The organism is Dongia sp. agr-C8, assembly GCF_054658695.1.
The window spans coordinates 727,158-751,708 of sequence record NZ_BAAGHZ010000001.1 but is presented as its reverse complement, the minus strand read 5'-3'; the positions used below and the strand labels follow the sequence as shown (position 1 = coordinate 751,708).

Below are 24,551 nucleotides of genomic sequence, written 5' to 3'. Positions count from 1 at the left end.
CGTGGATCCCAAGGCCAAGCCTTGGGATGACGAGCGAGTTGGGAGCAGGCGCGCTCCCTACTCCTCCGCCGCCACCTTGCCTTCGAGCTGACCGGACACTTCCAGCCAGCTCTCCTCGGCTTCGGCGAGCTTGGCGGTGACTTCGGCGTGCTTCTTCTGCCAGTCGGCGGCTTCCGCGGGGGCGCGTTCGTAGAGTTTCGGGTCGGCGAGCTTGGCTTCGACCAGTTTGAGCGCTTGCGTGAGCTTCTCGACCGCACGGCCGGCGCGCTCGGCCTGCTCTTCTAGCTGGGCGCGTTTCACCGCCCGCTGATGCGCCGCTTGCCGGCGCTCTTCCTTGCGCGAGGGACGGTCGCCCTTCTTGGCGCTGCTCTCGCCGCGCGCGGCGGCGCGGGCGTCGTCCAGGAGGAGCTGGCGGTAGTCGTCGAGGTCGCCGTCGAAGCCGCGCACCGTGCCGTCCTTCACCAGCCACAAGCGATCGGCGCAGAGCTCGATCAGATGCGGGTCGTGGCTGATCAGGACGACGGCGCCGCCGAAATCGTTGATCGCCTGCACCAGGGCCTGGCGGCTGTCGACGTCGAGATGGTTGGTGGGCTCGTCCATCAGCAGGATGTTCGGCGCCGACCAGCTCATCAGCGCCAGCAACAGCCGCGCCTTCTCGCCGCCGGACAATGAGCCGACCTTGGTGTTGATCTTGTCCGGGCCGAAGCCGAAGCGCCCCAGATGGGCGCGGCGCTTCTCGGGCGTGATGTTCGGCGCGGCGCGGTCCATCAGGATCAGCGCCGTCGCGTCGAGGTCCAGTTCCTCGGTCTGATGCTGGGCGAAATAGCCGATGCGGATCTTGGAGGAGCGGCGAATCTCGCCTTCCATCGGCTGCAGCCGCTGGGCCAGCAGCTTCACGAAGGTGGACTTGCCGTTGCCGTTGGAACCCAGGAGCGCAATGCGGTCGTCCGGATCGAGCCGCAGATCCATCTTGCGCAGGATCGGCTTGCCCGGTTCGTAGCCGACCGCGACGTGATCCAGGGTCATCAGCGGCGGCGGCAATTCCTGCGGCTCGGGGAAGTCGAACTCGACGCCTCGCTCTTCCGCGGCGACGGCGATCGGCTTCATCTTCTCGATGGCTTTCAGGCGCGACTGGGCCTGGCGCGCCTTCGAGGCCTTGTAGCGAAAGCGGTCGACGAAGGCCATCATGTGCTTGCGCTGGGCTTCCTGCTTCGCCGCCATCGAGGCCTGCAGGGCCAGACGCTCGCGCCGCGTCTCTTCGAAGGTATCGTAGCCACCGGTATAGACCGTGAACTTGCAGTCGTGCAGGTGAATGATTTTGTCCACCACATTGTTCAGCAGGTCGCGGTCGTGGCTCACCAGCAGGATGGTGTGCGGGTAGTTCTTCAGGAAGCCTTCGAGCCAGAGCGTCGCCTCGAGGTCGAGATGGTTGGTCGGCTCGTCGAGCAGCAGCAGCTCGGGCCGCGAGAACAAGACCGCCGCGAGGGCCACGCGCATCCGCCAGCCGCCGGAGAAGTCGCTGCAGGGCCGCTGCTGCGCTTCGGCGTTGAAGCCGAGGCCGGCGAGGATTTCGGCGGCGCGCGCTTCGGCCGAATGCGCGTCGATGTCCATCAGGCGCGCATGGATCTCTCCGATCCGGTCGGGATCCTCGGCGGTCTCCGCTTCCGCCAGCAAGGCGGCGCGTTCCTTGTCGGCGGCGAGCACGGTCTCCAGCAGGCTTTCCGGCCCGCCCGGCGCTTCCTGAGCCAGCATGCCCATGCGCCAGAGCTTGGGCCACTCGACCGTGCCGGAATCCTGGTGGAGCTTGCCGGAGATGATGTTGAGCAGGGTGGACTTGCCGGTGCCGTTGCGGCCGACGATGCCGGCATGGTGCCCGGCCGGCAGGCTGAAGCCGGTGTCGGACAAGATCTCCCGCCCCGCGATCCGGTAAGAGAGGTTCGATACGGTCAACATGCGGTCAAAAAAGCCTTATGGATTGGTCACTTGGGCCGGATTTCCGGGGCGTTGCGGCGGCGCGGCGAGTTGTATATAAGCCAGCGACCATTTCGCCAAGCCGCAATAGAAGCGGCGTTTTCCCACACACAGGAACGAGACCATGGCCAAAGAGCGCACCTTTTCGATCATCAAGCCGGACGCCACGCGCCGCAACCTGACCGGCAAGATCAACGCCAAGTTCGAAGAGGCGGGCCTGCGCATCGTCGCGCAGAAGCGGGTCTGGCTCTCGACCGCCCAGGCCGGCGCGTTCTACGCCGTCCACAAGGAGCGCCCGTTCTACAACGACCTGGTGAAGTTCATGACCAGCGGCCCGGTCGTGGTCCAGGTGCTCGAGGGCGAGGACGCCGTCGCCAAGAACCGGAAGGTCATGGGCGCCACCAACCCGGCCAATGCCGATGCCGGCACCATCCGCAAGGAGTTCGCCGAATCGATCGAAGCCAACTCGGTGCACGGCTCGGACTCGCCGGAGAACGCCGCGATCGAGATCGCCTTCTTCTTCAGCGGGATCGAGATCGTCGGCTAAAGCCGCCGTCCGCTGCAAACAGAAACGGCGCCGCCCCACCGGGCGGCGCCGTTTTGCTTTGGCGCGCGTGGAGGCGCGCCGGCTATTTGCCGCCGACGATCTTCGCGAACACGATGCCGCTGACGATGATGATGGCGCCGAAGCCGAATACGAACATGCCGAGGCTGGGGCCGTTGATGGCGAACAGCACGGTCACCAGGGTCAGCACCAGCGATTCGATGGTGCCCCAGAACAGCAGCTTGGAAACGCCGGCCCAGGTGCGCTGGCGGTCGGCAAGGATTTCGTCGTTCAGCGTCGTCATCGGATACCCCGTTAGAGTCTCGTCCTGGCGCGGAGTTTTACCCGAGCTTTGCCGCTTGGGCAATGCGCCGAAAGCCGCAGATCGGGGTGCTTCTGGCGGCAATCATTGCGGGGCACCCCCACTTCACCTCTCCCGAAGCCGGGGGAGGAAGACGGCATCACCGTGCAAAGCCCTCCCCCGTCTTCCGGGGAGGGTTGGGGGTGGGGGCGCCACAAGAACTTGATGTTTCCTAGCGCACCACCGGCCCAGTCGGCTCCAGGGGCTCGGTATCGACCGGGCCGACCGGGACGGCTTCCGGGACCCCGGGTTCGGCCGGCTGGGCCGGGGGCGCGTCCGGACCGGTCCCGGCGATCGGCACCGGGGGCGCGTCCACGATGATGTTTTCCGGGCAGGTCCGGCGCAGCGGGGTCGCCGGCTTCCAGAGGAATTCCTTGGCGATGCCGCGGGTGAGTGCGCGCGGCATCAGCGCGACCCGGACCTGCAGCAGGTGCGATTCCTTGCCGAGCTTGCGGCAGATGAACTCGACCGCGTTCACCTTCTCGTCGCCGAAATCCGCCTTGAAGGCCTCGATCAGCTCGGTCTGCTTGGCGGTGGCGCCCACCGCCCCGGCGATCTTGCCGTTCAACTGGGTGGCGGCGAAGGCTTTGGCGAGCTTGATGCCGCGGGAATAATAGTCAGTCGCCGAGAACAGGGTGCAGCTGGCATAGCGCGCCCAGAGGCCGCGGTCCTGGCAGGACTGCATCACCGGCATCAGCGTCTTCAGCTGCAAGGTCAAGGTGTCGGGGATCTTCGGCTGGTACATGTCGCACCATTGCCGCGACCGATCCTGGCTCTCGTCGCTGATCATGGTGTAGCAGAAGGTGTTGGAGGCGTTGCTCGGCCGCGCCGATTGCAGCGCCATGAAGGCGAGGTTCAGCCCGTCATAGCGGCGCAGGGTGAGTTCCTTGCATTCCGGGCGATCGGGCTCGAACTTGCACAGGCCCGGCATCCAGACCATCAGCAGGACATAGTGGTCGGTGACCTCGGCGCGGGCGGCACCAGGAACCAGCCCGGAGAGGATCGCCAGCGCCAGGAGCCAGCGCTGCATTGTTCAGAGCGCCGGGCTGAAGAGGACGGCCGGCTCGGAGCGGCCGTCGACCACCGCGCGCTCGTCGTCGAGCGTGACCCGGCCTTCGGCGATCAGGCGCAGCGCCAGCGGGTAGAGCTTGTGCTCGGCCTGGAGGACGCGGAGGCCGAGCGTATCGGGCGTGTCGTTCATCAGCACCGGCACGGCGGCCTGGGCGATGATCGGGCCGGTGTCGGTCTCGTGCCGCACGAAATGCACGGTGGCGCCGTGCAGCTTCACCCCGCGCTTCAGGGCGCGGCGATGGGTGTCGGTGCCGCGGAACGACGGCAGCAAGGCGGGATGGATGTTGACCAGCCGGTTCTTCCAGGCGGCGACGAAGCCTTCGGTCAGCAGCCGCATGAAGCCGGCCAGAACCACCAGCTCGGCGCCCGCCTCGCGGATTGCGCGGTCGAGCGAGGCGTCGAAGGCGATGCGGTCGGGGAAGGTCTTGTGGTCGATGACCCGGGTCGGGATGCCGGCCTTCTTCGCGCGCTCGATCCCCTGCACGCCCGGGCGGTTGGAGATCACGGTGACGATGCGCACCGGGCTCGACGTGATCACCGGGCCGAAATGATCGATCAGCGCCTGCAGATTGCTGCCGCGGCCGGAGATCAGCACCGCGACCTTCAGCGGCCCTTTGGTCGCCGCCTGGGCTACCATTTGCCGGTGTTGATCACGCTGCAGCCGGGCGCGTCGCCGACGCGAGGGCGAATCGTGCCGATCGCCGCGACGGTCTCGCCGGCGCCTTCCAGGATGCCCTTGACCGCGTCCACGCGATCCGGCGCCACCACCATCACCATGCCGATGCCGCAGTTGAAGGTGCGCGCCATCTCCTGAGCATCGATTCCGGCGGTCTTGCGCAGCCAGGCGAAGACCGGCGGTTGTTGCCAGCGCGACGCGTCGATCTCGCAGGCGAGATCCTTCGGCAGCACGCGCGGGATGTTCTCCAGCAAGCCGCCGCCGGTGATATGCGCCAGCGCCTTGACGCCACCCGCGCCGCCATTGGCGCGGATCGCGGCGAGGCAGCTCTTTACATAAATCTTCGTCGGCGCGAGCAACGCTTCGCCGAGAGTCTTGTTGGGATCGAACGGCGCCTTGGCGCTGTAGTCGAGGCCGGCGACCGAGACGACGACCTTGCGCACCAGGGAGTAGCCGTTGGAATGCACACCCGACGAACCGAGGCCCAGCACGACGTCGCCCGCCTTGACGCCTTCGCCGGTGATCTGCTTGCCGCGCTCGACCGCGCCGACCGCGAAGCCGGCGAGATCGTAATCGCCCTGGGCGTACATGCCGGGCATCTCGGCGGTCTCACCGCCGACCAGCGCGCAGCCGGCCTGCAGGCAACCGTCGGAGATGCCGGCGACGATCTGCCGGCCGCTCTCGACGTCGAGCTTGCCGGTGGCGAAATAGTCGAGGAACAGCAAGGGCTCGGCGCCCTGCACCACCAGGTCGTTCACGCACATGGCGACGAGATCGATGCCGATCGTGCCGTGCCGGTTGGCCTCGATCGCGATCTTCAGCTTGGTGCCGACGCCGTCGGTGGTGGCGACCAGGATCGGGTCGTTGTAGCCCGCCGCCTTCAGGTCGAAGAAGGCGCCGAAGCCGCCCAGGCCCGCGTCGCTGCCCTTGCGCGCCGTCGCCTTGGCAAGCGGCTTGATCGCCTCGACCAGCGCATTGCCGGCATCGATATCCACGCCGGCGTCGCGATAGGTGAGGCCGTTTCGGCTGGTCGTGCTTGTGATGACATCCTCCCCGGAACTGGGCTATAAGCCAGGGACGGGACAATAGCGTTTTCAAGACGGTTTTCAATGGGCGTTGCCGCCGGTTTTCTCGGGAAAATTTGCAAGCTTGCCAGTGCCTTGGCCGTCGCCGTCGGGATCGGGCTGACGACCCTCGGGGCCGCGCCCGCCGCGGCGCAGCAGAACGTCTATGTGGCCGCCGGTATCCCGGTCGATATCACCGGCGATCTCGCCACCTTGCGCGAACAGGCGATGCTGAAAGGCCAGCGCGAAGGGCTGATGAAGGTGCTCTCGACCATCGCCTCGGCCGAGGACCTGAAGTCGATCACCCTCCCCAGCGACGACGAGATCACCAGCTGGGTGCAGGATTTCGAGATCGAGGAGGAGAAGACCTCCGCTTCGCGCTACATCGGCCGTTTCACCTTCCGCTTCATGGCCGATCCGATTCGCCAGTTCCTGGCCGACCAGGGCGTCGCCTATGCCGAGACCGAATCGAAGGCGGTGCTGGTGCTTCCGATCTACACCACCGAGACCGGCGACACCGAGCTCTGGGGCCCCACCAATCCCTGGTTCGCGGCCTGGGCCTCGCGCCAGCAGCAGCCGGGCCTGGTACCGATCAAGACGCCGGTCGGCGATCTGCCCGACACCAATGCGATCAGCGCCACCCAGGCGCTGGCCGGCGACCGGGTGCGGATTCAGTCGCTCGCCGATCGCTATGCGGTCGGCGACGTGATGGTCGCCGAGGCCGCCTTGCAGCCGCCCTCGCCGGACGGCAAGCGGGTGCTGGCGCTGACCATCTCCAGCTACGGCAACGCCGGGGTGCAGAATCTCCGAGACCAGGTGGTGAGCGACAGCGGGGACGTCGACCAGCTGCTGCGCGACGGCGTCGCCAAGGTGGCCGAGCTGGTGCAGAATTCCTGGAAGCAGGACAACCTGGTCGATCCGAACAGCCGCGCCACAGTCCAGGTGCATGTGCCGTTCTCGACCCAGGCGCAATGGGTGCAGGTGAAGCGGCACCTGGCGCAGGTCAACCTGATCAAGAGCGTCAACCTGACCCGGCTCTCGCGCAGCGGCGCCGATATCGAGCTCACCTACCTCGGCGACGAGGTGCAGTTCATCCGCGCGCTCAACCAGGCGGATCTGATGATCACCTCCAGCGGCGAGGGCTTGCAGACCATGACGCTCAACCCCGGCGGCGGCGCCATGATGAATGGTGACACAATCAATGGCGGGCCGGGGAACGACAATCCCGACCTGACGCAGCCGGCCGTGCCGCAATGACGGACCTCCTTTCGGTTCGGGAATGACGGCGGCGCGGCAGCTTCGTTTCTGGCTGATCGGTCTCGTCGTCGCGCTGATCGCGATCTACCTGCTGCGCGCGATCCTGCTGCCCTTCGTGGCCGGCATGGCGATCGCCTATTTCCTCGATCCCGCCTGCGACAAGCTCGAGAAATGGATGTCGCGCACCTGGGCGACCACGGTGGTGACGCTGATCTTCGCCATCCTTTTGGTGCTCGGCTTCGTGCTGATCGCGCCGCTGCTACTCGACCAGCTGACGCAGTTCGTCCAGGCGCTGCCGGACCTGTTCAACCGGGCGGCAGAGAAACTGCTGCCTTACTATATGAGCCTGCAACAGCGCTTCGGTCTCCCCGATCTGACCGAGCTCGCGGGTATGGCACGCGCCCGGATTGGCCCGGGGCTGACCTGGTTCGGCGATACCTTGCTCAATGTCGCGCAGGGCAGCATGGCGCTCGCCAACCTGCTGTCGCTGATCTTCATCACGCCGGTCGTCACCTTCTACCTGCTGCGCGACTGGGACAAGATCGTCGCCAAGATCGACGTGCTGCTGCCGCGCCAGCACGCGGCGGTGATCCGCGCCCAGGGCCGCGAGATTGACACCACGCTCGCCGGCTTCGCCCGCGGCCAGGCCACCGTCTGCATCATCCTCGCGACCTATTACGCGACCGCCTTGATGATCGCCGGCCTGCCCTTCGGCCTGGTGGTCGGACTTGCCGCCGGCCTGCTGACCTTCATCCCCTATCTCGGCGCGATCGGCGGCTTCGTTATCGCGATCGCGATCGCGCTGGTCAATTTCGACGGCTGGTCGGGGCCGATCGCGGTGGCGGCGATCTTCGCGGTCGGCCAAGTGGTGGAAGGCAACGTGCTGACGCCGAAGCTGGTCGGCGACCGTGTCGGCCTGCACCCGGTCTGGGTGATCTTCGCCTTGCTGGCGGGCGGCACCCTGTTCGGCTTCCTCGGCCTGCTGCTGGCCGTGCCGGTCGCCGCCGGCTGCGGCGTGCTGATCCGATTCGCGCTCTCGCGCTATCTGGCGAGCCCGTTTTATCTCGGGCCCGGCAGCGCGGCCCGCGCGGCGGCGCCGCTGGTCGGCTTCGACAAGCACGAAGGCGCGTGATGCAACCCGAGCAGCTGCCGCTGGACCTGCCGGTCCGCAGCGCCATGAATGCCGCCGGCTTCGTGGTCTCGGACAGCAATCGCGACGCCGTGGCCTGGACCGACCGCTGGCCCGACTGGCCGAACGGGATCCTGGCGGTCTACGGCCCACCGGGCTGCGGCAAGACCCATCTCGCCCATGTCTGGCAGGAAAGGGCGTGGCAGGCGGGAAGCGCCGCGCGCTTCCTGGAGCCGAGCGCGATGGAGCAGCTGCCGCAGGGCGAACACCTGGTGTTGGACGGGATCCGCCTGCCCGAGGAGCATCTCTTCCATCTGATCAACCATGTGCGGGCCGAGAAGACCTCGCTGCTGATCCTCGATCGCGAGCCGCCGGCGCGCTGGACGGTGCGGTTGCCCGATCTCGCCTCGCGCCTGGCCGGTGTTCCCGCGGTCGCCGTGCTGCCACCGGACGACCGGCTGCTGGCCGCCGTGCTGGCCAAGCATTTCGCCGACCGCCAGGTCGAGGTGGCGCCGGGGATGATCGCCTATCTGGTGAAACAGATCGAGCGCTCATTTATCGCGGCCGAGACCATGGCAAGGCGGCTCGACCGTGCAGCCCTGGCGCGGCGTGCGCCCATCACCATCCGCCTCGCGCGCGAACTCCTCAGCGGCGAAAATTCCTGATCCGCCGCGCCGCTTTCAGTCGACAGCGGCAGTTTCCCTCGCCTAACATCCGCCACGCTTTCGAAAGGACGTCCGACATGGCACGCGAAGAACTGAAGATCCACGACATCCCGGCGGACAAGCTGCAGGGCCTGACCCAATGCGTGATGACGACCAGCAAGGGCGACATCACCATCGACTTGTTCCCCAAGGAGGCGCCGAACACGGTGGCCAATTTCTACACGCTGGCCTCGAGCGGCTTCTATGACGGGCTGTCCTTCCACCGCGTGATCCCCGGCTTCGTCGCCCAGGGCGGCTGCCCGGACGGCACCGGCGCCGGCGGCCCGGGCTGGGTCATCCCCTGCGAGACCAAGGGCAATCCGCACAAGCACAAGACCGGCTCGCTTTCCATGGCGCATCGCGGCAAGGACACTGGCGGCTCGCAGTTCTTCCTGGTCCTGGCGCCCCAGCCGCATCTTGACGGGCTGCACACCGTGTTCGGCCAGGTCTCCAAGGGGCTCGAGGTGATGCAGGACCTGGAAATCGGCGACGAAATCAAGAGCGTCAAGTTTACCGGCCATTAACCGACAAACCGGCTGCACGCCAGGGTCGAGGCCGTTCCTTGAAAATTACACCGCATTTAGCGGAGTTTTCCGACTGCCGGGTTGAGGCTTGGCGCGCAACCCTTTGTTAAGTTAGGGTCAGGCAAAATACGGACTGGCCAGAGGCTGCCAGAACCGTATTGCCTGGTGGGATGGAGCAACGCCCATGTTCAAGTTTATGTCCGGCCCCGATCGCGACCGGAGCGAAGTCAAGATCGACAAGGACTCTGTCGAGCAGCTGAAGGTCGGCACCGTGCTGCTGGAAAGCTGCGAGTTCCTGCCGAAGCACCGCTTCCCGCAGTGGAAGGTGATCAAGCGCTTCTCGTGCAACAACACGCCGCATGTCGTGATCCAGAACCTGAACGACGCGACCTCGTGCAAGTCGCTGTCGCTGCAGGGCCTGATCACCAGCCGCAAATACTACGCGCTGCAGTCCAGCTACGCGCACTGAGTTAGTGCAGCAGCACGGCGCCTAGGGCGACCAGAGTCACCGAGACGTAGCGGCGCTTGCGGAAGCGTTCCTTCAGCAGATAGGCGCTCATCAAGGCGGCGAAGATCACGCTGGTCTCGCGCAAGGCCGAGACATGGGCGAACTCGCCAAACTTCATCGCCATGATTGCGATGCCGTAGGCCGCGAGCGAGAGGGCCGCACCGCACAAGCCGAGCTTCCAGTTCTTCCTCACGAACGCCGTCACTTCGCGGCCGCGCTGCAGATAGCAGTAGATCACCAAGAGCGGTGAATCGAGCACGAACAGCCAGATGATGTAGCCGATCTGCTCGCGCTCGGTATCGCCGGCGTTGCGGATCCCCTGCCCGTCGCAGATCGTGTAGCCCATGATGGTGAGCCCGGTCAGCAGGCCGAACCAGATCGCCTCCCATTTATGCGCGCGATCGACCGGCTTGTCGGCGGCAAGCGTGAGAATGCCGATCGAGATCGCCACCACGCCGGCGGTCTGCCACGGCGTCAGCATCTGCGCATAGAGCAGCCAGGAGGAGAGCGCCACCAGCGGCGGCGCCGAGCCGCGCGCGATCGGATAGACCTGGCTGAGCTCGCCGTGCTTATAAGCCGTCACCAGGAAGGTGTAGTAGCCGAGATGGAAGACGCAGGAGCCGAACAGCCAGATCCAGCTCGCCGGCTCGGGAAAGTCCACGAAGGGCGTGAAGGCCAAGCCGATCAGCCCGCCCAAGCCGACGATCAGCCCCATGTTGAGGAAGGCGTCGGTGCCGAATTTGACCAGCACGTTCCAGCCGGCATGCATCACGGCCGCCAGCAGGATGAGCAGGGTCATGCCAATGGAGAGAGTCACGATGATCGGTCCAGGAGAGAATTCCGCGCGGCGCGCTCTGCCGCCATGTCATGGAACCGCAACATGGCATGAGTGAGGCACAGCTGCCCAATAGATTGTACCGATACCGGCATAGGCCCGGCGGATGACCCTTCGGGTGAGTTTGATTTCGATCAGAGCGGGACGCCGGCAGCCGAGGTAGCATTATCTCTTGGAGGTATCGTCATGCCCTATGCCGCCAATTCGGATCTGCCGCCCTCGGTGCGCGAGCATCTGCCGCCCCACGCCCAGGACATCTTCCGGGCGGCCTACAACCACGCCTGGGAAGAATACGCCGATCACTCGGACCGCGAAGCCGTCTGCAACCAGGTCGCCTGGGCGGCGGTCGAGCGCAAGTATCACAAGATCGACGACGCCTGGGTATTGATGGACGACTACTAGACCCCCGGAATCTAGACCAGGCCCATCAGCGATTTGGCGAAGCTCTCGGCCTCGAACGGCCGAAGGTCGTCGGCGCTCTCGCCGACGCCGATCGCCACCACCGGCAGGCCGAACTTCTCCGCCAGGGCCACCAGCACGCCGCCCTTGGCGGAGCCGTCGAGCTTGGTCACGACCAGGCCGGTCACGGCGCAGATTTCCTTGAAGATCTCGACCTGGGAATGCGCGTTCTGGCCGGTGGTCGCATCGAGCACCAGCAGCGTATCGTGCGGCGCGGTCGGCTCCAGCTTCTTCAGGACCTTGATGACCTTGGCGAGCTCGGCCATGAGATTGGCCTTGTTCTGCAACCGGCCCGCGGTGTCGATCAGCAGCAGGTCGGCGCCTTCCGCCTTGGCTTGCGCCAGCGCGTCATAGGCGAGGCCCGCCGCATCGGCGCCCTGCTCGCGCGCCACCACCGCGGCACCCGTGCGCTCGCCCCAGATCTTGAGCTGCTCCACCGCGGCAGCACGAAACGTGTCGCCGGCGGCGAGCATCACCTTCAATCCCTGCCCGCGGTAATGCTGCGCCAGCTTGCCGATGGTCGTGGTTTTGCCGCTGCCGTTGACGCCGACCACCAGCACGACATGCGGCTTGGCTTGAGTGATCTTCAGCGACTGCGCCACGGGCGTCAGGATCCGGGAGACCTCGGTTGCGAAGATGCCCCGGGTTTCCTCCGGGGTGATGTCCTTGCCGAAGCGTTCCTTGGAAAGCGCCGCAGTCAGCTTCGCCGCGGTGGCGGGGCCGAGATCGGCGGTGATCAGCGCCTCCTCGAGCTCGTCGAGCAAGGCCTTGTCCAGCTTCCGCTTGGTGAAGAGGCCGGTGATGCTCTCGCCGATCTTGCTCGAAGACCGGCTGAGCCCGTTGCGCAGCCGCTGGAGCCAGCCGCGCTTTTCGCCATTCTGCGTGTCGGTCATGCCGCTTCGGCGAGGAGATGTTCTTGCGTATGGCCGGCGACGCGGCCGGTGACGACGGCGCCGATGGCCGCATCGCTGCGGACCTGGACCGGCGCGAAATGCTCGCTATGGCCGAAGCCCATGCCGTCCTCGGCGCGTTCGATCAGCACGTTGACCGGCGATCCGATGCGCTGCGCGAAGTAGCGCTGCATCGCCTCTTGCCCCGCCGCGCGAAGCCGCGCGGCGCGTTCCTTGCGGATATCGCCCTTCACCTGCGGCATCTTCGCGGCCGGCGTGCCGGAACGCGCCGAATAGGGAAAGACATGCAGGAAGGTGAGGCCGCAATCCTCGATCAGCGCGAGGCTGTTCCGGAACATCGCCTCGTCCTCGGTCGGGAATCCGGCGATCAAGTCGGCGCCGAACACCACGTCCGGGCGCAGGCGGCGCACATCTTCCGCGAACTTCACGGCGTCGGCCCGGAGATGGCGGCGCTTCATCCGCTTCAGGATCATGTCGTCGCCGGCCTGCAGCGATAGATGGAGATGCGGCATCAGCCGCGGCTCCTCGGCGATCAGTCGCAGCAGCTCGTCATCGACCTCGATCACGTCGAGCGACGAGAGGCGCAGGCGCTCCAGTTCCGGCACCAGGGCGAGCAGGCGACGCACCAGCTGGCCAAGCCGCGGCACACCGGGCAGATCGGCGCCGTAGCCGGTGATGTCGACGCCGGTCAGCACGATCTCGCGGAAGCCGTTCTCGACCAGCTTGCGCACGCGCTGCACCACCTCGCCCACCGGCACCGAGCGGTTGTTGCCGCGGCCGAACGGGATGATGCAAAAGGTGCAGCGATGGTCGCAGCCCTGCTGGATCTCGACGAAGGCGCGGCTGCGCTCGGCGAAACCGGAAATGAGATGCGCCGCGGTCTCCTTGACCAGCATGATGTCGGAGACGGCGATCCGGTCATTGGCACTCCCGTCGGCGATGCGCTGGAAGCTCTTGGCCTCGAGCTTCTCGGAATTTCCGAGCACATGGTCGACTTCCGGCAGCGAAGCGAACTTCTCCGGCGCGATCTGTGCGGCGCAGCCGGTGACGATGATCTTGGCGTGCGGATTCTCGCGCCGCGCCTTTCGGATCGCCTGCCGAGCCTGGCGCTCGGCTTCCGCCGTGACGGCGCAGGTATTGACGATGATCGCGTCCGATAGCCCGGCGGCGGCGGCATGGCCGCGCATCACCTCGCTCTCGAAGGTGTTCAACCGGCATCCCATGGTGATCAGCCGTGCGTCAGCCATGATTGACGGCCTCACGAACCTGGACTTCGCCGAGCTCGATCTCGCCCTGGAAGCTGGTGGTCCAGCCGCCGGTCATCCGCACGTGGTTGTTCGGCAGCCATTCGATGGTGAGCGTGCCGCCGTCGAGCACCACCTCGGCCTTGCGGCCGGTGAGGCCGCGCCGGGCCGCCGCGACCAGGGTCGCACAGGCGCCGCTGCCGCAAGCCTGGGTGATGCCGGCGCTGCGTTCCCAGACCCGCATGCGTAGTTTTCCGGCCGCGAGGCGATGCACGATCTCGATATTGGCGCGCTCCGGAAAGAGCGGCGCATGCTCCAGCTTCGGCCCGACCGTTTCGAGATCGATCGCCGCGACGTCGGGCACGAAGAAGACCGCATGCGGATTGCCGACATTGACCCCGACCGGATCCGCCAGGGAACCGAGTGCCAGCGGCAGATGCAGCGTGTCGCAAGCTTCGGCGAGCGGGATGTCGCGCCAGTCGGTCCTGACCTCGCCCATATCGACGGCGATGTCGCCGTGATCGGCGGCGCTGGTCTCCAGCAGGCCGGAGATCGTCTCGACCACGATGCGCTCGACGCCCTGCTCGGCCATCAGCCGACCGGCGATGCAGCGGGTCGCGTTGCCGCAAGCGCCCGCCTCGCTGCCGTCGGGATTGTAGATTCGCATGAAGACATCGGCACGGCCGCTGCGCTCCAGGAGGATCAGTTGGTCGCAGCCGATGCCGCGGCGGCGATCGGCGATCCGGCGCTTCTGGTCGTCGCTCAAGCCGATCGGCCGGCTTCGCGCGTCGATGACGACGAAGTCGTTGCCCAGCCCGTGCATCTTGGTAAACGGCAGCCGCATGTCTCGAAGTCCAAAACCGTCCGGTATATGACCCCGCCGAGCCGGTGAGTCTATAGATTTCCCGTCGCAGACGCCCGGAGAGTCTTGATTTTCCGGGCAATTCCGGGCGCTTGGCGGCTGGTTGACGGGCCTATGGGTGGCCTGTATAACCCGCCGCCTGCAATTCGGCTAATCATCGGACACGTTTCATGGCTCATCACAAATCGGCGGAAAAGCGCCTGCGCCAGACCGTCAAGCGGACCGCGATCAACCGCGCCCGCGACAGCCGCGTCAAGACCGCGGTCAAGAGCGTCGAGGCGGCCATCGCCTCGGGCAAGAAGGACACCGCCGAAGCCGCGCTGAAGGCGGCCCAGCCGATCCTGCAGAGCGGCGTCGGCAAGGGCGTGCTCCACCGGAACACCGCCTCGCGCAAAATCTCCCGCCTCACCAAGCGGGTCAAAGCGCTCTAATTTCCGTCTTATCGGTCGGATACAACCCCGTCGCGCAAGTCCTTGCCGGCGGGGGTTTTCGCTTGCCCGGAAATCGGGCTTCGCCACCCATTGTTGTGGGTTTCGGGCGCGCTTTTGATTGCAGAAGCATGACAAACTGTTGCGAAGTTGCAACGCTTAAACCTGTCACTTTGGGAGCCCGGACGTTCATGATTCGGACTTATTGCAAGCCCTAAAACGCGAGCGTAGAGTTATCCCCAAGCGCCGGACAGGGAGCGACCCGGTCAGAAACGCGTCGTAAAATTCGGCAATAAATAAAATAAAATCAAAGAGTTATCATGGAAAGTCGGGACTTGCCAGCTGTGGTTAAGGCAACATTTGGCGTCGGATCCGATCTCGGCGTCAATTTCTTGACAGCGACCGCACTGTTGCACAAAGAGCACAATATTTACTGCCCGACTTCCAACGCCATCTCGGCACCCGCCGGGGCGCACCCAATCCTGCGCTTCGCGTCGCATAATTACTACTCTAAGTCGCGGATTCCCGACCCGGACCCTTGCCTCACCGGCGGTCTGGGGCAGCAGTAAAAACCCGGATCGCCAACCCGTTGCAGCCCGAACCTTTGTTTCGGGATCAGCGCAACGGTGCCGGCGATGCGTGGGCGGATTTTTGGGTCGAAGACGGGTCGAGGGTTGAATGAGCTACGCGGGGGACATTTCGCCGAAGCAAGCCTGGGAGGTTCTGAGCCAGGAACCTGGCGCGGTTCTGGTCGATGTGCGGACGCACCCCGAATGGGCCTTCGTCGGCATTCCCGATCTCGCCAACCTCGGCAAGAAGACGGTCCTGCTGTCCTGGCAGAATTTTCCCGACATGGCGATTGACCCCGATTTCGCCGCCAAGCTGAAGGCGCAGATCGGCGCTGCTGAAGGTCCGGTGCTGTTCATCTGCCGCAGCGGTGCAAGGTCGCGTTCGGCCGCGATCGCGGCGACCGCCGCGGGCTATGCGCGTTGCTTCAATGTTTCGGAGGGGTTCGAGGGCGACAAGGATGGCGCCAGCCATCGCGGCCAGCGTGGGGGCTGGAAGTTCGCCGGCCTCCCTTGGGTTCAAGATTAGGCCTTGGGTTCAAGATCAGGCCTGGGTTCAAGACTAGAAGTGGGTTCAAGATTTGAAATGGGGGGTGGATCAATGGCTGAGCCAATGACCGGCACCGACACTCAGTTGAACGCGCAATGGGCGCGGGTTCGCGGCCGTCTCCGCCAGGAGTTCGGCGAAGCGACGTTCCGGAGTTGGCTGAAGCCCCTGACCCTGGCCGGGCGCCGCGGCGCGGATCTGCGCGTCTCGGTTCCCTCGCGATTCATGCGCGACTGGGTGGCGACGCATTACGCCGATCGCCTGCGCACGCTGTGGAGCAGCGAGAATCCCGAAATCCATTCGGTCGAGGTGATTGTCGACACCACCCAAACCGAGCCGGCCAGCCAGCCGGAGGCGACGGTGGAGGAAGCGCCGGAAATCGCCGAGGCGCCGGAAGCGGTTGAAACGCTCGCGTCGCCGGCAATCATCCGCGATTCCGAGCCGGATGCGCTGGACGAATGGAGCGGGAATCTCGACCCGCGCCTCACTTTCGAGAATTTCGTGGTCGGCAAGTCGAACGAGCTGGCGCAAGCCGCCGCCTTCCGCGTGGCCGAGAGCGACCAGGTGCCGTTCAACCCGCTGTTCCTCTATGGCGGCGTCGGTCTCGGCAAGACCCACCTCATGCACGCGATCGCGCATCAGATCCGCAAGAAGAAGCCGGAAAAGCGCGTCATCTATCTCTCCGCCGAGAAGTTCATGTACCAGTTCATCCGGGCGCTCCGGAACAAGAACACCATGGCCTTCAAGGAGCGCTTCCGCACGGTCGACGTGCTGATGGTCGATGACGTCCAGTTCATCATCGGCAAGGAATCGACCCAGGAAGAGTTCTTTCACACCTTCAACGCCCTGTTCGACCAGAACCGCCAGGTCGTGCTCTCGGCCGACAAGTCGCCCTCGGACCTGCAAGGCCTGGAAGAGCGCATGCGCACCCGCTTCGGCTGGGGCCTGGTCGCCGACATCCATCCGACCACCTACGAGCTCAGGCTCGGCATTTTGCAGACCAAGGCCGAGCAGTCGAAAGCGCAGGTGCCGACCAAGGTCATGGAATTCCTGGCGCACCGGATTTCGTCCAACGTGCGCGAGCTCGAAGGCGCGCTGACGCGGATCGTCGTCCATGCCAACCTGATCGGCGCGCCGATCACCATAGAGACCACCCAGGAGCTCTTGAAGGACCTGCTGCGCGCCAACGACCGCCGGGTCACGATCGAGGAGATCCAGCGCCGCTGCGCCGAGCATTTCAACATCAAGCAGGCCGACATGCAGTCGCCCCGCCGCGCCCGCCAGGTCGCCCGTCCCCGGCAGGTCGCGATGTATCTCGCCAAGCAACTGACCACGCGTTCGCTGCCCGAAATCGGCCGCAAGTTCGGCGGGCGGGATCACACCACCGTCATGCATGCCGTCAAGAAGGTAGAGGAACTCTGCGCCGCGGACAGCGCCTTCCTCGAGGACGTCGAGCTCTTGAAACGGATGCTCGAAGGCTGAGTTTTCCCGCGGGTTCTTGGCGGCTTTTCAGGCCGGTTTTTCGCCCGGATTCCGGTCCTCACGGGCCTGGAATCCGGGCGTTTTTCCCTGTTGTCCCGGGCCTTAGTTGCTATAATCCAATACTTGCTGATCAAGCCCGGCCGATTCGGCCGTTCCGCCCGGGATTTCGCTCCGGAATCGGGGGCCTCTGGCAAGTCGTAACGTGCTGAAGATCGACCCGGTTTGGTCGGCTGATGGGCCTGTTTTTCGGCCCGCGCGCTGCCCCGGTCGTCCCGCCCGTTGCGTGGTGAAAAGAGCTTGTGACAGATCGGGAAAGAAGATCAGGGCGATGAAACTGACGATCGAACGGACGGCTTTGCTGCATTCGCTGGGGCATGTGCAGAGCGTGGTCGAGCGGCGCAACACCATTCCGATTCTCTCCAACGTGCTGCTGGAGGCCAAAGGCGACCGCCTGGGGCTGACCGCGACCGACATGGAGCTCGCGATCGTCGAGCAGGTCGCCGTCGATGCCGCGCAGGCCGGCGCCGCCACGGTGCCCGCGCACACGCTCTACGACATCGTCCGCAAGCTGCCGGACGGCGCCCAGGTGCAGCTCGAGCTTTCCGGCGACGGCCAGCAGACCACCATCAAGGCCGGGCGCTCGCGCTTCCAGTTGGCGACCCTGCCAAAGGAAGACTTTCCGGCGACCGGTTCCGGCGACCTGCCGCACCAGTTCCCGCTCTCGGCGGCGGACTTGAAAGGCCTGATCGACCGCACCAAATTCGCCATCTCCACCGAGGAAACCCGCTACTACCTGAACGGCATCTACCTGCATGCCTTCTCCTCGGGCAAGCAGAAGGCGCTGCGCGCGGTGGCGACCGACGGCCACCGCCTGGCGCGGGTCGAGATGCCGCTGCCCGAAGGTGCGGAAAACATCCCGGGCGTGATCATCCCGCGCAAGGCGGTCAACGAATTGCGCAAGCTGATCGAGGAGACGACCGGCAGCGTCGCGGTCTCGCTGTCGGACAGCCGGATCCGCTTCGCCTTCGACGACGTGGTGCTGACCTCGAAGCTGATCGACGGCAGCTTCCCGGACTATCACCGCGTCATTCCGACCAACAACGACAAGATGCTGGAGGTCGACCGCAAGACCTTCCGCGATGCGGTCGATCGCGTCTCGACCATCTCCAGCGAGAAATCGCGCGCGGTGAAGCTCAGCCTGAAGAACGGCCTGCTCACCTTGTCGGCGACCAGCGCCGAGCAGGGCAGCGCGACGGAAGAGCTGGAAGTGAAGTATGACGGCGCGCCGATCGATATCGGCTTCAATTCGCGCTATCTGCTCGACATCGCCGACGAGATCGAGGGCGAAGGCATGCAGATCCTGCTGGCGGATTCCGTGGCGCCGACCTTGATGCGCGACATGGCCGATGCGCAGGCGCTCTACGTCCTGATGCCGATGCGGGTGTAGCTTGGGTCGCGCCTGGGCTGAAGTTACTGATCCCAGCAGCACGGCGCAGACCAACGCGGTGAACGGATTTTCGCACCTCACGCTGACCGCTTTCCGCGGCTTCCGCGAATTTGCGCTGGAAATCGAGGCGCGGCCGCTGGTCTTCACCGGCCCGAATGGCGGCGGCAAGACCAATCTGCTGGAAGCGATCTCCTTTCTCTCGCCGGGCTCCGGCCTGCGCAGCGCTGCGTTGCGCGAGGTCGATTGCCGGCTGCCGGCCAACAATGGCAGCAACGCCCGCGCCTGGGCCGTTCATGCGCGCTACCAGGGCCGGCAAGGTGAGTTCAGGCTCGGCACCGGCCGCGATCCCAAGGAGGATTTGGCCGCGGAGGAAAGCAACGGGCGCGACCGGCGGCTGTGCCGGATCGAAGGCTCCAACGCGAAGACCCAGGCGGCCTTCGCCGAGATCCTGTCGATCCTCTGGCTGACGCCGTCGATGGACCGGATCTTCGTCGAGCGCAGCAGCGCGCGGCGCCGATTCATGGACCGGCTGGCCACGGGACTGCATCCGGAGCATCCGTCGCGGGTTTCCGCCTACGAGCAGGCGATGCGCGACCGGGCGCGAATCCTGCGCGGCGACGGCCCCGCCATGGACCGGCCCGAGCGCGACCGCTGGCTCGGCGGCCTGGAAGCCGAGATGGCGGCGCAGGCGGTGGCGATCGCGGCCTCGCGGCTGGAAACCGCGGAGGCGCTGAACGCGGCGATGGCCGAGGCAGTCGGGCCCTTCCCGCGCGCCGACCTGGCGATCGACGGCGCGGTGGAGCAGTCGCTGGCCGACCGCTCGGCGCTGCAGGCCGAGGATCTGCTGCGCGAACGCCTGGCAGGAGCCCGCGACGGCGATGCGGCTTCGGGCGTCACGCAATGGGGCGTGCATCGCAGCGATCTCGCGGTGACGTTCCAGGGCAAGTCCTTGGGCAACGCTGCGCTCGAGGCGGCTTCGGCCTCGACCGGCGAGCAGAAAGCGTTGCTGATCTCGATCCTGCTCTCCCAGGCGCGGCTGCAGCGCGCGCGCCGCGGCGAGGCACCGGTGCTGCTGCTGGACGAAGTGGCGGCGCATCTCGATCCGGAGCGCCGCAAGCATCTCTATGCCGAGGTGCTGGCGCTCGACTCCCAGGCCTGGTTCACCGGAACCGAGGCCGAGCTGTTCCGGCCGCTGCGCGAGGCGGCCCAATTCTTCACCCTGCGCGACGCACGCGCCCTGCGCGACGTCGCCTAACATCCGAGAAGTGACATGACCGAAGAGACCCCGAACGGCAATGGCCCCAGTGGCAATGGCAATGACTACGGCGCGGATTCGATCAAGGTCCTGAAGGGCCTCGACGCGGTCCGCAAGCGCCCCGGCATGTATATCGGCGACACCGACGACGGCTCGGGCCTGCACCACATGGTCTACGAGGTGGTCGACAACGCGATCGACGAGAGCCTGGCCGGTTGGTGCGACCGGATCGACGTGCTGTTGAACGGCGACGGCTCGGTCACCGTGCGCGACAACGGCCGCGGCATCCCGGTCGACATCCACAAGGAAGAAGGCGTCTCCGCGGCCGAGGTCATCATGACCCAGCTCCATGCCGGCGGTAAGTTCGACCAGAACTCCTACAAGGTCTCCGGCGGGCTCCACGGCGTCGGCGTCTCGGTCGTGAACGCGCTCAGTGAACGGTTGGAGCTCAAGATCTGGCGCGACGGCAAGGAGCACTTCCTGCGCTTCCGCCACGGCGATGCCGAGGCGCCGCTGAAGGTGGTCGGCGACGCGCCGGAAGGCAAGCGCGGCACCGAGGTCACCTTCCTGGCTTCGAAGGAAACCTTCACCAAGACCGAATACGACTACGCCACGCTGGAGCATCGCCTGCGCGAGCTCGCCTTCCTGAACTCCGGCGTGCGGATCTTCCTTACCGATGCCCGCGCGGTCGAGCCGAAATCGGTCGAGCTGCATTACGAAGGCGGCATCGAGGCCTTCGTGCGCTACCTCGACCGTTCGAAGAACGCGCTGCATACGCCGCCGGTGGTCATGTCGGCCGAGCGCGACGGCATCACCGTCGAATGCGCGCTGGAATGGACCGACAGCTACCACGAGACCATGCTGTGCTTCACCAACAACATCCCGCAGCGGGACGGCGGCACGCATCTCGCGGGCTTCCGGGCGGCATTGACGCGGCAGATCAACAAATATGCGGAAGACAGCGGCATCGCCAAGAAGGAGAAGGTGGCGCTGACCGGCGACGACGCGCGCGAAGGCCTGACCTGCGTGCTTTCGGTCAAGGTGCCGGATCCGAAATTCTCGTCGCAGACCAAGGACAAGCTGGTCTCCTCCGAGGTCCGACCGGTGGTCGAGAGCGTGCTCAATGACAAGCTCGGCCAATGGCTGGAAGAGCACCCGGCCGATGCCAAGCGTATCGTCGGCAAAGTCGTTGAAGCGGCCGCGGCGCGCGAAGCCGCGCGCAAGGCCCGCGAATTGACCCGGCGCAAGGGCGCGCTCGACATCTCGTCCCTGCCCGGCAAGCTCGCCGACTGCCAGGAGCGCGACCCGGCTCTCTCCGAAATCTTCATCGTCGAGGGTGACAGCGCCGGCGGTTCCGCGAAACAGGGCCGCAACCGCAAGGCCCAGGCGATCCTTCCCTTGCGCGGCAAGATTCTGAACGTCGAGCGCGCGCGCTTCGACAAGATGCTGTCCTCGGCCGAGATCGGCACCCTGATTGCGGCGCTCGGCACCGGCATCGGCAGCGAGGAGTTCGACATCTCCAAGGCGCGCTACCACAAGATCATCATCATGACGGACGCCGATGTCGACGGCTCGCATATCCGCACGCTGCTCTTGACCTTCTTCTATCGCCAGATGCCGGAGATCATCGAGAAGGGCTATCTCTACATCGCCCAGCCGCCGCTCTACCGCGCGGTCAAGGGCAAGTCGCAGCGGTATCTCAAGAACGAGCGCGCGCTCGAGGATTACCTGATCACCGCCGGCCTCGAGGGCGCGATCCTGCAGCTCGGCAACGGCCAGCAGCTGGGCCTCGCCGATCTCCGCCGCGTGGTCGATATGGCGGCCCAGGCTGTCCATCTGATGCAACCGGTGATCCGTAAGGTCGGCTCCGGCGCCGTGGTTGAGCAGGCAGCGATCATGGGCGCCTTGAACCCGCAGGCGGCCAAGGATCCCGCCGTCGCCGATGCCATCGCCAAGCGGCTCGACACGATTTCTCCGCCGGGCGAGCAGGGCTGGACCGGGCTTGCCGACCAGGACGGCGGCCTCGGCTTCCAGCGGCGGCTGCGCGGCGTCCTCAACCACCACCTGATCGATTCCATCCTGATCCGCTCGGCGGAGTGCCATCGCCTCGACCAGCTGAAGGCCGAGCTCGCCGAGATCTACAGCGCGTCGGCGAAGCTGACGCTCAAAGACCGCGAGATCGTCATCACCGGCCCGATCGGGTTGATGGAGGCGGTGACCGAGGCCGGCAAGAAGGGTGTGGCAATCAACCGCTACAAGGGCCTGGGCGAGATGAACCCGGAGCAGCTCTGGGAAACCACGCTCGACCCCGAGGTGCGGAGTCTCCTGCAGGTCAAGGTCTCCCATGCCGACGAGGCGGAGGAGATCTTCTCGACCCTGATGGGCGACGTTGTGGAACCCCGCCGCGAGTTCATCCAGGACAACGCGCTCAACGTCGCCAATCTGGACGTCTAGTCCCCGATCACCTCAAGCAGCGCCGCGGCTCTTCCGCGTCATCGTCGCGACGCCCATGTAGGCGCCGGACTGGGCGCGGCCCTCGAAGCGATCGGGCGCGCTGCGGGTCAGCCGCAGCACGTCCGGCTTGTTGCCGACGCTGCTGACCGTGGCGCGGATGACGAGCTTGTCGCCGTCGAGCTCGATGTCGCAGCTTTCCGAGAAATTGAGCTCGCCGGAACCGAGCAGGTGGCCTTCGAACGCGCCGTCGCCGTTCTTCTGCTCGATGACCAGCGTGACTCGGGTGTTGCCCCACCACTTGCCGGTGATGCCGACCGTGCCGCGGGCGATGATGTCGAACGTGTCGCCAACCCTGAGCTCGCCTGAATCGGCCGGCGCCGGCGGCGGCAACGCGGCGGCCTGTTCAACCGGCGCCGTGGCGACTTTTGGTGCCGCAGCCAGCTTGGACGGCTGCGGCAGCGTCTTCGCGGGCTGCGCCACGGGTTGTGGAGCGGGCGGCTGCAGGCTGGCCAGCAGCTTCTTGGCCTTGGCGTCGAAGGCACTGCCGGGATGCTGTTTGATGAAATCCCCGACGGCGGCGACGGTCGCCGCCTTCTTGGCCGCCTGCCAGGCGGCGATCGCGTCGGCATCCGCCGGCTGCAACAGGCTCGCGCTGATATAGCCCACTCCGGCATCGAGCCTGGCGCGGTACCAGTCCTTGCCTTCGACCTTGCCGGTGACGGCGACGGCCTCATCTTCCTTCAGCCGCACGATCACCTTGGCATCGGTCCCGGGCTCGGCGCGCACGTTGGCCGACTGGCGCGTCACGAAGGTCTCGTCCATTTCCTGGATCTTCAGCGGCGCCGGCGGTGGCGGCGGCGCAAGCTCCGGTGCCGGAACCGCGGCCGCGGCCGCCTCGGCCTTCGCCAGCTTCTCCAGCTCGGCCATCTTGGCCTCGGCGAGATCGACGAAATGTCCGTTCGGATACTTCTTCAGGTAGGCCTCATAGCCCTCCATCTCCGCGGCATCCTTCACCGAGTTCCAATAGGTCAGCTCGATGTCGGCGGCGAGGTCGGGCGAGCGGTTCGCCGGCTGGGCCGCGACCGTCTCCGCGGCGGCGGGCGCCACCGGCTTGGCGCCGAGCTGCTTCACCCGGAGCTTTGCCAGGCCGGCGAAATCGCCGGCAGGATACTTCTCGAGATAGGCCTCGAAGTCGTCCGGCGACTTGCTGTCCTTGATCGCCTCCCAGAAGGTAAGCTCGATGGTCTTCGGATCGACGCCGGCAGTGACGAAGGGCATCGCTTGGACGACCTCCTTGTCGGCGGCAGGCGCGACGAAATAGTAGGGCGCGGTCAGCGAGGAGGAATCCCAGGGCACCTGCTTGCCCTTGGTCGCCGACATCACGTCGGCGCGGACCTCGCGGAACACGTCGTTGATGTCGAGGCCGGGCTTCTCGATCGCCTCGGACAGCGCCGCCGAGAACGGGCTGTTGGCGCCGTTGCCGTCCACCGCGACGTCGCCGGGCGCGGTCGAGTAGCTGATGAAGCTGCCCTGCGGCTTCACCGTGATCTCGGCCAGGCCCTGCGCGGTCGAGCGGAGGCCGCGCGCCAGCGGGTTGTTGCGGCAGGCGTCGAGGATCACGATGTTGACCTTGCTCTCGGCCCAGGCCATCTGCTTCAGCACGGTCTCGAGCGAGATCGCCTCGATATCGACATCGCGCTCGCGGCTGATGTTGGCCCGGATCGGGATCAAGTAGTTCTGTCCGGCCAGTTGCAGTCCGTGGCCGGCGTAGAAGAACAGGCTGGTTGCGTCGCTGCCGGCTGCCGCCATGCGGTCGCCGAACTCGGCGATCGCCCGCTTCAGCGTGTTCTGGTCGGCATCCTCGACCTCGATCACGTCGAAGCCGATGCGCTTCAGCGATTGCGCGACCAGCCGCGAGTCATTGACCGGATTGGCGAGCACGCCGAGATCGCCGCCGTAATTCGAATTGCCGACCACCAGCGCGATGCGCGCGGCCGGTGCCGTGCCCTCCGCCAGAGCCGACCCTGAAACGGACAGGACTGCAGTCAACGCGAATGCAAGCACCTTCAGTATCGATAACCGTCTCATGGCTTTCCTCGACGAAAAGATCGAGAGGATTGGACCCGAACCGGCAGTCTTCGCAAGTTGGCAGGGTCACATTCCGCACACCGACGAGCAGGCTCGGCGCGCGATCGCGCACGTGTGTGACGAACGTCATGTTCCCGGGATGGTTTAATATGCGCGCGGCATAT

At 65.9% G+C, this 24,551-nt stretch carries 23 protein-coding genes; 13 read left to right on the top strand and 10 right to left on the bottom strand.

Going from position 1 to position 24,551, the window contains the following annotated elements; genetic code table 11:
* Positions 1-57: 57 nt before the first annotated feature.
* Positions 58-1,953, bottom strand: a complete 1,896-nt coding sequence (locus tag ACYQ4T_RS03360) for an ABC-F family ATP-binding cassette domain-containing protein (RefSeq protein ID WP_459850854.1) — start codon at positions 1,951-1,953, stop codon at positions 58-60.
* Positions 1,954-2,095: 142 nt separating this feature from the next.
* Here ACYQ4T_RS03360 and ndk point away from each other — a divergent pair, with 142 nt between their 5' ends.
* Positions 2,096-2,518 carry a nucleoside-diphosphate kinase gene (ndk, locus tag ACYQ4T_RS03355; RefSeq protein WP_459850852.1) on the top strand — a complete coding sequence of 141 codons (423 nt, stop codon included), beginning with the start codon at positions 2,096-2,098 and terminating at the stop codon, positions 2,516-2,518.
* Between the two features lie 82 nt (positions 2,519-2,600).
* Here ndk and ACYQ4T_RS03350 read toward each other — a convergent pair whose 3' ends face one another.
* The 4 genes from ACYQ4T_RS03350 to purM all read right to left on the bottom strand — a co-directional run bounded on the left by ACYQ4T_RS03350 (position 2,601) and on the right by purM (position 5,666).
* Positions 2,601-2,819: a hypothetical protein gene (locus ACYQ4T_RS03350; RefSeq protein WP_459850850.1), complete on the bottom strand. Its 219-nt coding sequence runs from the start codon at positions 2,817-2,819 to the stop codon at positions 2,601-2,603.
* A 229-nt stretch (positions 2,820-3,048) separates the two neighbouring features.
* Entirely contained in the window at positions 3,049-3,906 is an 858-nt protein-coding gene (locus ACYQ4T_RS03345) for a hypothetical protein (protein ID WP_459850848.1), read from the bottom strand.
* A gap of 3 nt (positions 3,907-3,909) precedes the next feature.
* Complete coding sequence (purN, locus tag ACYQ4T_RS03340; RefSeq protein ID WP_459850846.1) at positions 3,910-4,584, bottom strand: phosphoribosylglycinamide formyltransferase; 675 nt, start codon at positions 4,582-4,584, stop codon at positions 3,910-3,912.
* Positions 4,578-5,666: a phosphoribosylformylglycinamidine cyclo-ligase gene (gene purM, locus ACYQ4T_RS03335; protein ID WP_459852026.1), complete on the bottom strand. Its 1,089-nt coding sequence runs from the start codon at positions 5,664-5,666 to the stop codon at positions 4,578-4,580. Before purM ends, purN begins: the two co-directional genes overlap by 7 nt.
* A 117-nt stretch (positions 5,667-5,783) precedes the next feature.
* Between purM and ACYQ4T_RS03330 the strand changes: the two genes are divergently transcribed.
* From ACYQ4T_RS03330 to ACYQ4T_RS03310, 5 genes are all read left to right on the top strand, one after another.
* Entirely contained in the window at positions 5,784-6,944 is a 1,161-nt protein-coding gene (locus ACYQ4T_RS03330; protein ID WP_459850845.1) for a DUF2066 domain-containing protein, read from the top strand.
* A gap of 22 nt (positions 6,945-6,966) precedes the next feature.
* Entirely contained in the window at positions 6,967-8,076 is a 1,110-nt protein-coding gene (locus ACYQ4T_RS03325) for an AI-2E family transporter (RefSeq protein WP_459850843.1), read from the top strand.
* On the top strand, positions 8,073-8,738 hold the full coding sequence (locus ACYQ4T_RS03320; protein WP_459850841.1) for a P-loop NTPase family protein: 666 nt from the start codon (positions 8,073-8,075) through the stop codon (positions 8,736-8,738). Before ACYQ4T_RS03325 ends, ACYQ4T_RS03320 begins: the two co-directional genes overlap by 4 nt.
* A gap of 77 nt (positions 8,739-8,815) precedes the next feature.
* Positions 8,816-9,301: a peptidylprolyl isomerase gene (locus ACYQ4T_RS03315; RefSeq protein ID WP_459850840.1), complete on the top strand. Its 486-nt coding sequence runs from the start codon at positions 8,816-8,818 to the stop codon at positions 9,299-9,301.
* Positions 9,302-9,485: 184 nt separating this feature from the next.
* A complete protein-coding gene (locus ACYQ4T_RS03310) occupies positions 9,486-9,770 on the top strand; it encodes a hypothetical protein (RefSeq protein WP_459850838.1) in 285 nt (94 codons plus the stop codon).
* A gap of 1 nt (position 9,771) precedes the next feature.
* Here ACYQ4T_RS03310 and ACYQ4T_RS03305 read toward each other — a convergent pair whose 3' ends face one another.
* Complete coding sequence (locus ACYQ4T_RS03305) at positions 9,772-10,626, bottom strand: EamA family transporter (RefSeq protein ID WP_459850836.1); 855 nt, start codon at positions 10,624-10,626, stop codon at positions 9,772-9,774.
* A 204-nt stretch (positions 10,627-10,830) separates the two neighbouring features.
* On the opposite strand from ACYQ4T_RS03305, the gene ACYQ4T_RS03300 reads away from it, so the two are divergent.
* Entirely contained in the window at positions 10,831-11,046 is a 216-nt protein-coding gene (locus ACYQ4T_RS03300; protein WP_459850834.1) for a ChaB family protein, read from the top strand.
* Positions 11,047-11,057: 11 nt separating this feature from the next.
* Here ACYQ4T_RS03300 and ftsY read toward each other — a convergent pair whose 3' ends face one another.
* The 3 genes from ftsY to dapF are packed head-to-tail and all read right to left on the bottom strand — an operon-like array spanning position 11,058 to position 14,102.
* Positions 11,058-11,996, bottom strand: a complete 939-nt coding sequence (gene ftsY / locus ACYQ4T_RS03295; RefSeq protein WP_459850833.1) for a signal recognition particle-docking protein FtsY — start codon at positions 11,994-11,996, stop codon at positions 11,058-11,060.
* Positions 11,993-13,261 (bottom strand): tRNA (N(6)-L-threonylcarbamoyladenosine(37)-C(2))-methylthiotransferase MtaB, encoded by a 1,269-nt coding sequence (gene mtaB, locus ACYQ4T_RS03290; protein WP_459850831.1) that lies wholly within the window; start codon positions 13,259-13,261, stop codon positions 11,993-11,995. Before mtaB ends, ftsY begins: the two co-directional genes overlap by 4 nt.
* The gene (gene dapF, locus ACYQ4T_RS03285) at positions 13,254-14,102 is read right to left on the bottom strand and encodes a diaminopimelate epimerase (RefSeq protein WP_459850829.1); all 849 of its coding nucleotides are present in this window, start codon (positions 14,100-14,102) and stop codon (positions 13,254-13,256) included. The genes mtaB and dapF overlap by 8 nt, the downstream gene beginning before the upstream one ends.
* A 188-nt stretch (positions 14,103-14,290) precedes the next feature.
* On the opposite strand from dapF, the gene rpsT reads away from it, so the two are divergent.
* From rpsT to gyrB, 6 genes are all read left to right on the top strand, one after another.
* On the top strand, positions 14,291-14,551 hold the full coding sequence (gene rpsT, locus ACYQ4T_RS03280) for a 30S ribosomal protein S20 (RefSeq protein WP_459850827.1): 261 nt from the start codon (positions 14,291-14,293) through the stop codon (positions 14,549-14,551).
* A 675-nt stretch (positions 14,552-15,226) separates the two neighbouring features.
* Positions 15,227-15,643, top strand: coding sequence for a rhodanese-like domain-containing protein (locus ACYQ4T_RS03275; protein WP_459850825.1), 417 nt, complete (start codon positions 15,227-15,229; stop codon positions 15,641-15,643).
* A 72-nt stretch (positions 15,644-15,715) separates the two neighbouring features.
* Positions 15,716-17,143: a chromosomal replication initiator protein DnaA gene (gene dnaA / locus ACYQ4T_RS03270; RefSeq protein WP_459850823.1), complete on the top strand. Its 1,428-nt coding sequence runs from the start codon at positions 15,716-15,718 to the stop codon at positions 17,141-17,143.
* Positions 17,144-17,471: 328 nt separating this feature from the next.
* Positions 17,472-18,590: a DNA polymerase III subunit beta gene (gene dnaN, locus ACYQ4T_RS03265; RefSeq protein ID WP_459850821.1), complete on the top strand. Its 1,119-nt coding sequence runs from the start codon at positions 17,472-17,474 to the stop codon at positions 18,588-18,590.
* 58 nt (positions 18,591-18,648) lie between these two features.
* Positions 18,649-19,845: a DNA replication/repair protein RecF gene (recF, locus tag ACYQ4T_RS03260; RefSeq protein WP_459850819.1), complete on the top strand. Its 1,197-nt coding sequence runs from the start codon at positions 18,649-18,651 to the stop codon at positions 19,843-19,845.
* 15 nt (positions 19,846-19,860) lie between these two features.
* A complete protein-coding gene (gene gyrB, locus ACYQ4T_RS03255) occupies positions 19,861-22,299 on the top strand; it encodes a DNA topoisomerase (ATP-hydrolyzing) subunit B (RefSeq protein ID WP_459850817.1) in 2,439 nt (812 codons plus the stop codon).
* Positions 22,300-22,311: 12 nt separating this feature from the next.
* Here gyrB and ACYQ4T_RS03250 read toward each other — a convergent pair whose 3' ends face one another.
* Positions 22,312-24,387, bottom strand: a complete 2,076-nt coding sequence (locus tag ACYQ4T_RS03250) for a caspase family protein (protein ID WP_459850815.1) — start codon at positions 24,385-24,387, stop codon at positions 22,312-22,314.
* Between the last annotated feature and the right edge of the window lie 164 nt (positions 24,388-24,551).